The sequence below is a fragment of the Paenibacillus taichungensis genome, from assembly GCF_047302525.1.
Lineage (GTDB): Bacteria > Bacillota > Bacilli > Paenibacillales > Paenibacillaceae > Paenibacillus > Paenibacillus taichungensis_B.
Window position 1 is genome coordinate 6,838,966 of the sequence record NZ_CP168020.1, and the last position, 11,519, is coordinate 6,850,484.

The window sequence follows — 11,519 nt, forward strand, 5'->3', positions numbered from 1 at the left end:
TATTAAAATAAGTTCAAAGAAATCAGGGGATAACAGCGATCGGAAGACGGTACTGCATGCGGAGTGGCCTGGTGAAACTCAACTATCTGAACGTATTAAAATAAAATTCCAAATTAAAAGGAGATTATCACTCATGACTATTATTTCTGACGTGTACGCTCGCGAAGTCCTCGACTCCCGCGGTAACCCTACAGTTGAAGTTGAAGTATACCTGGAGTCCGGCGCAATCGGACGCGCTATCGTTCCATCCGGTGCATCCACTGGTGCCCACGAAGCTGTTGAGCTTCGCGATGGCGACAAATCCCGTTACCTCGGTAAAGGCGTTCTGCAAGCTGTTAAAAACGTAAACGAAACAATCGCTCCAGAAGTAATCGGTATGGATGCATTGGATCAACTGGGTATCGACAAATTGATGATTACTTTGGATGGTACGCCAAACAAAGGTAAACTGGGTGCTAACGCAATCCTGGCTGTATCCATGGCTGTAGCTCGCGCAGCTGCTGACGCTTTGGATCTGCCATTGTATGTTTACCTGGGCGGATTCAACGCTAAAGTACTGCCAGTACCAATGATGAACATCATCAACGGTGGTGAGCATGCTGACAACAACATCGACGTCCAAGAATTCATGGTTCTTCCAGTTGGAGCACCAAGCTTCAAAGAAGCTCTTCGCGTAGGCGCGGAAATCTTCCACAACCTGAAATCCGTACTGAGCTCCAAAGGTCTGAACACAGCTGTAGGTGACGAAGGTGGCTTCGCACCGAACCTTGGTTCGAACGAAGAAGCAATCACTACAATCATCGAAGCTATTGAAAAAGCAGGTTACAAACCAGGCGTTGACGTATTCCTGGGTATGGACGTAGCTTCCACTGAGTTCTACAAAGATGGTAAGTACACACTTGCTGGCGAAGGTAAATCTTACACTTCCGCTGAGTATGTTGACCTTCTGGCTTCATGGGTTGAGAAATACCCAATCATCACAATTGAAGACGGTATGTCCGAAGATGACTGGGATGGTTGGAAATTGCTCACAGAAAAATTGGGAGACAAAGTACAACTCGTTGGTGATGACCTGTTCGTAACGAACACAGAACGTCTGGGTAGAGGTATTGAAGAAGGTATCGGTAACTCCATCCTGATCAAAGTTAACCAAATCGGTACATTGACTGAAACATTCGATGCAATCGAAATGGCTAAACGTGCAGGATACACAGCTGTAATCTCCCACCGTTCCGGTGAGTCCGAGGACAGCACAATCGCTGACATCGCTGTTGCAACAAACGCGGGTCAAATCAAAACGGGTGCTCCTTCCCGTACAGACCGTATCGCGAAGTACAACCAATTGCTCCGCATCGAGGATCAACTGGGTGAACTGGCTCAATACAATGGTCTTAAAGGTTTCTACAACCTCAAAAAATAAGTTGTCTTACGACAACTCACGGGCAAGCCGGGTAACCGGCTTGTCTTTTTTATTAAGTTCATTTTAATCGCTTAAGCATAGAAAGGATTGAAGAAGGTGGCTGTATCTCAGTAATTGAGGAAATGCCACTACTTGTATCACGTTAATAGCTGTGTTACAATTAAAGTAACTGTTTTTATGGTGAGATGTTATGCCCACATGGGTAGGAGGTGGAAAGAATGGATATTGCTTTGAAATTGCTGCTCGTGGTGTTTTCGATCGGTCTAATCACTGTAGTATTGCTGCAGCACGGGAAAAGCGCTGGTTTGGCGGGTGCCATCTCCGGTGGTGCGGAACATCTTTTCGGTAAAACGAAAGCGCGCGGACTGGATCTTTTCCTGCAACGTGCAACGGTTGTACTGGGTGCAGGATTCTTCATTTTGTCTATCGTAGTTACGGTCTTCTCCAAGTAAGAGATGGAGTGCCTTATGTAACGCGATAGTTTCGAGCATGAACGCTTGAATGATTAACCTTCGTTTCGAGAAGAAACGGAGGTTTTTTAATAAATTCATCCATGACCAGTCTTTTCCAATGAACCACACGATTCTGATCTTCGATTTCTTCTCACTTCCGTTCGGTTACCTTCCTACATATTCGCCCTGTTCTGGGCCGATTCTTTTCTGTCTTTTCGAGAGCAAAACACATGTAGCATAAATGCTGTTATGATGCATGAAAGCGCGGTTATGCAAAGGGCCATGCATGCTTGGTTTATTTTGCAGGGTACGGATGCGCCGGATTGAATTCGTGTATACTAGGGTATGAGATAGTGAGGCCAGAGTTAAATGGCTTTTCTATTTGTAAGGTTTCCGGTACATAGAGAGATGAGACAAGATTACACTTTTATGTTTCCCGAGGTGAATATTAATGATAACAGAACAACAATTGCTCGACTTCATGCGGGATACCGCTTATAAACCGATGACTTATCAGGAACTGGAACAGCACTTCGAGATTGAAGAAGCGGCTGATTTCAAAGCCTTTTTAATTATGCTTAATATGCTGGAGGAATCCGGCAAAGTCCTGCTGACCCGCAATAACCGCTACGGTATGCCAGAACGTATGGATTTGGTGCGCGGACGTTTGCAGGCTCATGCGAAGGGGTTTGCTTTCCTCATCCCTGAAGATCGGGAACACCCGGATGTGTACATCCACGCCAATGATATGAAAAGCGCTATGAACGGCGATACGGTGTTTGTTAAAGTGACTTCCCAAGGACCTTCTGGCGGCCGCTTGGAGGGTGAGATTGTCCGTATTGTTACCCGTGCGGTGACACAGGTCGTCGGTGTATTCCAAAGCCATGAGGTGTACGGCTTTGTGATTCCGGATGACAAGCGGATTAACCGTGACATTTTTATCCCACGTACAAACTTCGCTGGAGCTGTTGATGGGCAAAAGGTTGTTGCACGGATTGTCAGCTACCCCGAGGGCCGAGCTGCAGCAGAGGGTGAAGTGATTGAGATCCTCGGTCATAAGGACGAACCGGGTATTGATATCCTGTCCGTGATCCGCAAACATCAGTTGCCGGAAGCATTCCCGGATGAAGTGGTGGAAGAAGCTGAAAAGGCACCGGATGCCATTACGGAAGAAGAAATTATCCAGCAAGGCCGCCGTGATCTGCGTGGGCTGAATATCGTTACGATTGATGGCGAGGACGCCAAGGATCTCGATGACGCCGTCAATGTGGAGAAACTACCTAACGGTAACTATCGTCTAGGCGTTCATATTGCAGATGTAGGCTATTACGTGCAGGAAAACTCCAAGTTGGACCAGGAAGCGTACAACCGCGGATGCAGCGTGTATCTGGTGGACCGTGTTATTCCGATGTTGCCGCAACGTTTGTCCAACGGGATCTGTAGTTTGAACCCACAGGTAGACCGTTTGACCCTGTCTTGTGAGATGGAGTTCAACGACCAGATGAAGGTTGTGAAACATGACATTTTCACAAGTGTGATTAAAACCAAAGAGCGGATGACGTATTCCAACGTCCGCAAGATTTTGGAAGGCGAAGAGCCGGAACTGTTGGAACGCTACAAGGATTTGGTGGATGATTTCCACTTAATGCAAGAAATCGCCTTGAAACTTCGTGCGATGCGTATGCGCCGTGGTGCGGTTGACTTTGATTTTGAAGAATCCAAAATCATCGTGGACGAAGAATGCAAACCGGTAGATATCGTGAAACGGGAGCGTTCGATTGCGGAGCAAATCATTGAGGAATTCATGCTGGCAGCCAATGAAACGGTAGCAGAGCATTTCCACTGGTTGAAGGTTCCGTTCATCTATCGTGTGCATGAAGATCCAGATCAGGAAAAACTGCAAAATTTTCTCGCCTTTGCGGCGAATTTCGGACACCACGTCAAAGGACGTGGCAACGCGATTCATCCACGGGCGCTTCAATCCCTGCTTGAGGATATTAATGGAACGAAGGAACAAACGGTTATCAGTACAATGATGCTGCGTTCCATGAAACAGGCCAAGTATGATTCCGAGATGTCCGGTCACTTTGGTCTGGCAGCAGAGTTCTACAGTCACTTCACATCACCGATCCGTCGTTATCCCGACCTCGTCATTCACCGTGTTATTCGGGAAGTGATTGAGAACAATGGGGCTTTGCCTGAGAACCGTCAGGAGTATTTGGCTGGACGTATGGCAGATATTGCTCAACAGTCTTCGGAACGTGAGCGTGTGGCGGTTGAAGCTGAGCGCGATACGGAGAAAATGAAGAAAGCTGAGTACATGCTCGATAAAGTCGGCGAAGAGTTCGAAGGCATGATCAGCAGTGTAACCAGCTTCGGTATGTTCATTGAACTGGAGAATACGGTAGAGGGTCTGATTCGCCTGAGTGCGCTCACGGACGACTATTACCATTTTGATGATCAACATATGGCTCTGATTGGCGAACGTACCTCTAAAGTCTTCCGCATCGGTGATGAGGTGAAGATTCGTGTGGCGCGTGTGAGCATGGAAGAGTACACAATTGACTTTGAAATGGTCGACATGAAACCTCGCGGCGAACGTCCTGGTGGCTTCGGTGGTGGACGTGGAGGTAAAGGTGGACGTCCTGCTGGTGGTGGAGGACGCGGTGGCGCGAAGAGTGGTTCCGGTGTATTCAGTGGCTCGCGTGGTGCTAAAGGTGCCCCAACTGGTGCTGGAGGCAGCCGTGGTGGCAGATTAGCCGATGAGAGCAGCAAAGGTGGTCGTGGCGGTCGTAGCGGAGCTTCGAACACAGCAGGAAGCGCAGGTGGTAAAGGTGGCGGCAAACCGAGAGGTGAGCGTCGTGCTGGAGATGCTGGCGGATCAGCTGGCCGGAGCAAGGGAGCGGTAAGCTTTGGTTTTGGCTCAGGCAAAGGTGGTTATAGCTCTACAGCGGGTGGCCAGGAAGGCACTTCAGCTAGTGCACAAGGGAATGGTCTGAACAGCGGCAGCAGTCGCAGTGAAGGAAGCTTCAAATCCGGTAAAGGCGGAGGTAAAGGTGGCAAAGGCGGTAGTGGACGCAAAAACACCTCACCTAGCGGTGTGTTTATCGGAGAAGGAGCTACACCAGGCGGTGTTCAGGAAGGTGGAGCGCCACGCCGTAAGCGCAAGAAAAATAAAGGTGCATCTGCCAACGGAACGGCGGCTTTTGTACGGAAGAAGAAAAAGTAATCGCGTTTCGCTAAGCATGGAGTGAGTGTAATGAGAAGGGGCGGCGCAGACCGCCTCTTTCTTGATTTTAACAGCGGTCCTTGCTACAATTAAGGTCTGGCTTGTGGTACCTGAGGAAATGTGTGGTACGCTGCTGTAGAGCATAGGTACCGGCTTATTTTACGGAGAAGGAGTGAGGACATGGGCAAGAGTGATGGACAGAGTAAAGTGCTTGCACAGAATAAAAAGGCTTCCCATGACTACTTCATTGAAGATACGTATGAAGCGGGCATGGTGCTTACCGGAACGGAGATAAAATCTCTTCGTAACGGCCGTGCGAATATTGGTGATGCATTTGCCACGATTCGAAACGGTGAGATTCATATTCACAATATGCATATTAGCCCTTTTGAACAAGGGAACCGTCATAATCCAATTGATCCAACACGTACGCGCAAACTGCTGATGCATAAAGTGCAGATTCACAAGCTACTTGGGCTGTCGAAGCAGGACGGATACAGCATTGTACCGCTGAAGATCTATATTCGTAACGGGTATGCGAAGCTATTGCTCGGACTGGGTAAAGGTAAGAAGCAGTATGATAAACGGGAGTCTGCTGCAAAACGCGATGCACAACGTGATATTCAACGGGTACTGCGCGAGAAGCAGAAAGTTGCTCGTTGATTGGGATTTGCGGATTGCTATGTGTTGAATAGCACATGGTAGTTAGTGAGAAACCCGAGTTTTGTTATAAATCAGGATCTCAGGTTTTACCCGTAGTTGGGTAGAGCTTGGGATTTTTGTTTTGATTAGAGGTCCCAGTTACGGTGGTCTGTCAGATTTTTGTGCCAGGTCTGATAGGAGATACAACAGTTGTTGCCGCATACCCTGTCTAATAAAAATTGTTAGTATGGGTCAGGTAAAACTGTATGGTTTATTGGCAAGGTTGATGGAGTAAGTTTGCAGATGGCTGCGTAGTTTGTTCGGATCGTGGGTAAGATAGTTAAGTGGAACTCTTTGTGAATCGTTGGCATTTGGTACTCAACTTTACTTCCCTTGAGGGACGCGGTATAATATGTAGACGCTTGAGCATCATATGTGTGTTGGTTAAGCTTGCACAGTTGCTCAGCCTGTTGGAACGTCTTCCAACAATCTATACTATATCGGTGATTGTTCCTGTGTTATGATGTTCTTGTAGCAGACAGGAATGCCGAGTTTGAAAGAAGCATCTTTTTACCTTGGAGGAAAAAGATGTGCAGCACCTTTGCTCCGTATTCACGGATTAATCCTGGAGCCCTTCTTATATGAGGGGGCGTTTATGGATTCGACGGGGATAGTTCGAGCATGGGTAGCGGGTAGTGGGGACGCGTCCACTTCATCAACGCTAAAGCCTATTAAACGGCAAACAACAAACAAACTACGCTTTCGCAGCCTAAGAAACTGTGTGCGTGCTTCTAACCTGCATCGCCCATGTGACAGGATTAGGGGCTAACAAGTAGTGGGATACGCTGTCACATCTCCGCCTGGGGTGTGCTGAAGAAGACAATCAGGCTGACCCAACGTATAGCCGGTTACGGGGCGATACTCGGGTGACATCAAAACTGTGACTACACCCGTAGAAGCTTATGTGTCGTTATCTTCGGACAGGGGTTCGACTCCCCTCGCCTCCATTAGAGTCAAGAAACCATCAACCAGTAATCTGGTTGGTGGTTTTTTAGTTTATGATATAATCTTTTTGAAATAAGCTGATGCAAGCCCGATATACTCTGTAATCTCCCAAAGGAGGCAAAAAAGCATGAACCAAACGAAGCAACAGATCGGCGAGTTTGTTGCAGGGATACAAGCATATGTCTAGCCAGTAAATGTGATTAATCCTTGGAGAGATTATGTGACGGGCTATGATATCGGCCCCGAAGCGGTGGGCTATCAAGGGGCGAGGTTCTTCGGCGTACCTTTGACGTCCGAGTGGATGGTTACCGGGAATCACTCGCTGGTGAATCACCAGATGATTTTTTCAGGTGAGGCCGGGCATCCGAACAAGCCTGCCCAGTATCGTCAAACCTAACCGGAGTCAGGAACTGTATGGATTCGCAGAACCGGCAGTATCCATCATATGGTGCGAAGTGTTATCCAGTTTAAGGTGGAAACCAACGGGCTTTATTTTTTGGAACATCTATCCCTTTCATCCTTATCAATCTTCTGAAAACAGGATGACGAATCGAACGCCGACTTTGGCAGAGTTGGAGGATGATGTTTAATTCGCCAGACAGCTTATGCAACTCAATCCTGATGCTCAGATCGTGGCTATTGGCAGAAAGTCAGCAGACACGTTAAGCTCCCATCTCATTAAACATCACCATGTTCCTCATCCTGCAAATGGAATGGCAGTACAATTCCAAAAAGCAGTAAGGTCAATTATCTAGCCCATTTTGAACTGGAGGAATGTAAGGCTAACATATGCACCTTATCGTCCAAGTGCTGTACACATAACGTAATGCCCTATCATATAAAGATTGGTTGGTGAAGCTGAATGAGTGAAAAATACTGGCTTGTGGTGCAATATCCGCTGAAGAGTGCGCAGGGCAGCAAACGAGATTATTGGTTGAAGGAAAAGGTGATGGAATATCTGGGAACCGTTCTAACTCAGGCGGATTTGGGAGAGGTGGATGGATGTGATCTGGGTAGCCGTGTGGCTGATCCAAAGGAATATGTAATGAACATTTTTTGTGTGGTAACGGACGAGGATCGGAGCATAGCGCTAATTAAAAAAGTGCTGAGAGAGAGTCGGCTGGATTACACCCGTATCCAAATCGCTACGATGCCATACGGCATAGAAGGAAGCTACACACTGAAATATGCCTCCAAAAAAGACGTTACCGAATTCTCGCTTTGATCACGATTCGCTGTTTCTTACCATAACGTACTGTACTTCTCCTACCCGAGGGCGGTGTGCCCCCGACACTTTCCCCACTTAAATTCATTATACGGATTTCGCACTTAACCACTCGATCAACGTACTGTCAGTAGCAAGAATTATGCTCGTACATATCGTAATTTTGCTCAAAAGTATGCACATATCGAGGTAGATGTTTCAGCGTCTTTTGTGTATTAAGAACCTCCGCGTCCCGCGCATCACTCTCCATCCGGCACAAACCACAACTTATTTTCTGTACCTCTAAAATTTTATAAATCAGTACTCCTTGCGGGGCATAATTGGTGCGGGACTGATGATTACGACGGTGCCAACGGTAGTCATCTATCTGCTGTTGAACAAACAGGTGCAGAAGAGCATGATCGCAGGTGCGATCAAAGGTTAGATTAGAAGAGCAGGTAAAGGTGTGATCTCTGGACTAGACCGGAGCATATAATGATGGAATAATAAGGGGGGATGTAGACAGGCAGTTGCAGAGAGGGGGCAATGCTTTATGGTTAATATCGCGTTGGTAGAGCAGGGATCTGTTCGGGAAAAGGTTGTGGCGTTCACGTTTGATGATGGGCCCCATCCGGTGTATACACGTCAAGTGCTTGAGATATTCCGCAGTGCGAGTGGGCGGGCGACGTTTTTCATGATTGGCAAAGAGATGGAGGCTCACCCTGAGATTGCGGCGGAGGTGCACCGTGAAGGGCATGAGATCGGAAACCATACGTACACGCATCCGGACCTGACAAAGCTGACGCTGAAGGCAGCCGGAGAGGAACTGCAACGTGCAGAAAGTCTTATTCAAGAAATTACGGGGCAAACTACCCGCTGCTTCCGCCCGCCGTATTTTGGCGTAAACGATGACATTCTGTCTCTGGCGGCGGAGCGCGGATATCAAACGATTGGTGCGGTAAACGGTGATGCGAAGGATTGGGACAATCCCGGCGTTGAGCACATTCTGGAGCATACCCGGTCTGCGGTGAAACCCGGGAGCGTGTTAATATTCCATGACGGGTACGGGGATCGTTCCGAGACAGTGGAGGCAGTTCGAGTGCTGGTAGATGAACTCGTCGCGGAAGGGTACCGATTGGTCACGGTAAGTGAATTGTTGAGATTTTCTTCGTAATCGATAAACAGAAAATTGTTGATTGGGCCCATCATTCATTGGAATGATAGGGTCCTCTTTCTTGTCCAGTATCAACCAACCCCAGAGTTTAATTATTGAACAACGGTTCCGTTCGAAGCAAATAGTTACCCCTTACCTCCGCCGTCCAATTGGCAAAGACCTCTCTCCATTGAACACTGTTAAAGAAATCGTCTACAGATTGGTTGTCGGAATCCCAGTCAACAAATATGTTGAGAGGTGTGATTCCTCCAGCCCAAATCCCATTACTGACGTCAGTTCCCTTTTCTCTAACTAATAAGATTGGAATTCCGAATTGAAAAGCCATGGCAGGCTCAATTTGAGAAAAAGTCGATCCTTCCCAGAACGGGGTGGTCGTTGGGGGCTCCCCTACATTGGATTCAAGAATTTGAACAAAAAATCTTCGGAAGTTGATCGCGAGCAGACCATAGCTTGAAAAAACCAAGCGCCGTATATTCGTTAGAATGTTTTCCGGGTATTGTTCACTAACAGGCAATGTGCGGGGAAAGAGCAATGCATCTTCAATTTCCCTAATCAGACGGTTCAGAAATTGCTCTTGCGGGTCATTTACCGTGTTGGTTGTACTCAAAAATATAGGAATACGAAAAGCACGGTCTACGCATGCATCGATAGCGGATGTTGTGTCCTTTTCATTATGAATGGACTTATTTGGATTTGAGGAAGAGGTTCTTAAATTACCGCGTACGGGTGGAAGCTCCGTTACCATGCTTACGGGAGAAAGCTTTTTCATGGGAAATTGCTGAGTCTTAGCCTTATTTTTTGTATTACTCAATGTTCACATCTCCAATGCAAGAATCTGGTTTATATTTAGCCCAGTCTATGCACATTAGCCTATTTGTGTGACGTGATACTCATGAAAGGGGCATGTACACTGTACCCCATCAACCGATTGCTGTATTTTATTGCAATTTTACTTCGTACTAGAATGTAATTTATAATAATAAGTTAATATAAACCGCGTCAGGAGGATACAATGGACTTTATCAAAAATCAACTAGACGGAACTGGCATGAGTGAACAAACCATTGGATATCTTTCGAATATGATCATGGTGGTATTTATAGCTGTGGTCTCCATACTGGCCAATTTTATAGCTAAAAAAATCGTGTTGAAGATTATTATCCAGATCATCAACAACAATCGGTACACGTGGGATAAAATCATTGTGGAGAAAAAAGTGTTCCACAACCTCTCGCATCTGGTACCGGCGATTATCATTTATTATTCAGCTTATATCTTCCCGTCCTATCAAGCTTTGATTGAAAAAGCAGCTCTAACTTATATGATCGTCATAACCATCACAGTATTAAATGCACTGCTTAATGCCTTTGATACCATATATCGTTCCTATGAAGTCTCCAAGATCAGACCCATTAAGGGATACATTCAGGTAGCCAAGATCATTCTTTTCATCATTGGGGGCATTATCGTCATCTCGAGCCTTATTGGTCAGAATCCGTTGATCATTCTCAGTGGACTTGGTGCTTTATCAGCCGTTCTGATGCTTGTCTTCAAGGATTCCATATTGGGACTGGTGGCAGGCGTGCAATTATCATCGAATGACATGGTGCGTGTTGGTGACTGGATTGAAATGCCCAAATATAATGCCGACGGCGACGTCATCGATATTACGTTAAACACGGTAAAGGTTATGAATTTCGATAAAACGATCACGATGATTCCAAGCTACGCGCTCATCTCGGATTCATTCAAAAATTGGAGAGGCATGCAGGTATCCGGTGGCAGAAGGATTAAGCGAAGCTTCTATATCGATACAAGCAGCATAAGCTTTTGCACCAAGGAAATGATTGGGGAGTTTCAGAAGATCCACTATCTTACGGACTATCTTAAGACAAAATTAAATGAAATTAACGAATACAACATGGAACACCACATTAATACGGAAAGCATTGTGAACGGTAGACAGCTTACGAATGTGGGTGTATTCAGGGAATATATCCATCAATATCTGAGAAATCATCCGAAAATTCATAAGGATATGACGTTGATCGTGAGACAGTTGGCACCGGGAGATAACGGACTACCACTTGAAATCTATGCATTCAGCAATGATATCGCCTGGGGCGTGTATGAATCGGTCCAAGCAGATATTTTTGACCACATCTTCGCCGTTGCGCCGACATTTGGTCTTCGTGCCTTCCAAAATCCAACAGGTCATGATATCGTGCAACTAAAAGAAAGCCCCCAATATTCGAGAGGATATTGAGATATGTTATTTACTCGATTCAATATAAATATGAACAGAGAAAGCACCGTAAAGGTGCTTTTTTTGTTCAAAAAGTGACATATATACTATTTACAAAAATGGAAATAATTAATAGTATATTCATATG

9 protein-coding genes and 1 other RNA gene are annotated in these 11,519 nt (G+C 46.2%); 9 read left to right on the forward strand and 1 reads right to left on the reverse strand.

The window, feature by feature from the left end:
* Positions 1 to 133: 133 nt before the first annotated feature.
* The 8 genes from eno (at position 134) to ACDJ58_RS30955 (ending at position 9,126) form a co-directional block, all read left to right on the forward strand.
* Positions 134 to 1,420, forward strand: coding sequence for a phosphopyruvate hydratase (gene eno / locus ACDJ58_RS30920; protein ID WP_024629499.1), 1,287 nt, complete (start codon positions 134 to 136; stop codon positions 1,418 to 1,420).
* A gap of 218 nt (positions 1,421 to 1,638) precedes the next feature.
* On the forward strand, positions 1,639 to 1,872 hold the full coding sequence (gene secG, locus ACDJ58_RS30925; RefSeq protein WP_053782964.1) for a preprotein translocase subunit SecG: 234 nt from the start codon (positions 1,639 to 1,641) through the stop codon (positions 1,870 to 1,872).
* Positions 1,873 to 2,323: 451 nt separating this feature from the next.
* The gene (rnr, locus tag ACDJ58_RS30930; RefSeq protein WP_413374460.1) at positions 2,324 to 5,101 is read left to right on the forward strand and encodes a ribonuclease R; all 2,778 of its coding nucleotides are present in this window, start codon (positions 2,324 to 2,326) and stop codon (positions 5,099 to 5,101) included.
* A gap of 180 nt (positions 5,102 to 5,281) precedes the next feature.
* On the forward strand, positions 5,282 to 5,764 hold the full coding sequence (gene smpB / locus ACDJ58_RS30935; protein ID WP_062326656.1) for an SsrA-binding protein SmpB: 483 nt from the start codon (positions 5,282 to 5,284) through the stop codon (positions 5,762 to 5,764).
* 624 nt (positions 5,765 to 6,388) lie between these two features.
* Positions 6,389 to 6,753: a transfer-messenger RNA gene (gene ssrA / locus ACDJ58_RS30940) on the forward strand.
* Positions 6,754 to 6,968: 215 nt separating this feature from the next.
* Positions 6,969 to 7,145 carry a hypothetical protein gene (locus tag ACDJ58_RS30945; protein ID WP_413374461.1) on the forward strand — a complete coding sequence of 59 codons (177 nt, stop codon included), beginning with the start codon at positions 6,969 to 6,971 and terminating at the stop codon, positions 7,143 to 7,145.
* Positions 7,146 to 7,610: 465 nt separating this feature from the next.
* Positions 7,611 to 7,973, forward strand: coding sequence for a hypothetical protein (locus tag ACDJ58_RS30950; protein WP_413374462.1), 363 nt, complete (start codon positions 7,611 to 7,613; stop codon positions 7,971 to 7,973).
* Between the two features lie 532 nt (positions 7,974 to 8,505).
* Entirely contained in the window at positions 8,506 to 9,126 is a 621-nt protein-coding gene (locus ACDJ58_RS30955; RefSeq protein WP_413374463.1) for a polysaccharide deacetylase family protein, read from the forward strand.
* Positions 9,127 to 9,214: 88 nt separating this feature from the next.
* On the opposite strand, the gene ACDJ58_RS30960 is transcribed toward ACDJ58_RS30955, so the two are convergent.
* Entirely contained in the window at positions 9,215 to 9,871 is a 657-nt protein-coding gene (locus ACDJ58_RS30960; protein WP_413379893.1) for a hypothetical protein, read from the reverse strand.
* 267 nt (positions 9,872 to 10,138) lie between these two features.
* On the opposite strand from ACDJ58_RS30960, the gene ACDJ58_RS30965 reads away from it, so the two are divergent.
* The gene (locus tag ACDJ58_RS30965; RefSeq protein WP_413374464.1) at positions 10,139 to 11,392 is read left to right on the forward strand and encodes a mechanosensitive ion channel family protein; all 1,254 of its coding nucleotides are present in this window, start codon (positions 10,139 to 10,141) and stop codon (positions 11,390 to 11,392) included.
* Positions 11,393 to 11,519 lie beyond the last annotated feature (127 nt).

Excerpts from the sequence above, each read along its gene's own strand:
- eno (WP_024629499.1), top strand. The coding sequence starts at position 134 with ATGACTATTATTTCTGACGTGTACGCTCGCGAAGTCCTCGACTCCCGC.
- secG (WP_053782964.1), top strand. The coding sequence starts at position 1,639 with ATGGATATTGCTTTGAAATTGCTGCTCGTGGTGTTTTCGATCGGTCTA.
- rnr (WP_413374460.1), top strand. The coding sequence starts at position 2,324 with ATGATAACAGAACAACAATTGCTCGACTTCATGCGGGATACCGCTTAT.
- smpB (WP_062326656.1), top strand. The coding sequence starts at position 5,282 with ATGGGCAAGAGTGATGGACAGAGTAAAGTGCTTGCACAGAATAAAAAG.
- ACDJ58_RS30950 (WP_413374462.1), top strand. The coding sequence starts at position 7,611 with ATGAGTGAAAAATACTGGCTTGTGGTGCAATATCCGCTGAAGAGTGCG.
- ACDJ58_RS30955 (WP_413374463.1), top strand. The coding sequence starts at position 8,506 with ATGGTTAATATCGCGTTGGTAGAGCAGGGATCTGTTCGGGAAAAGGTT.
- ACDJ58_RS30960 (WP_413379893.1), bottom strand. The coding sequence starts at position 9,871 with ATGGTAACGGAGCTTCCACCCGTACGCGGTAATTTAAGAACCTCTTCC.
- ACDJ58_RS30965 (WP_413374464.1), top strand. The coding sequence starts at position 10,139 with ATGGACTTTATCAAAAATCAACTAGACGGAACTGGCATGAGTGAACAA.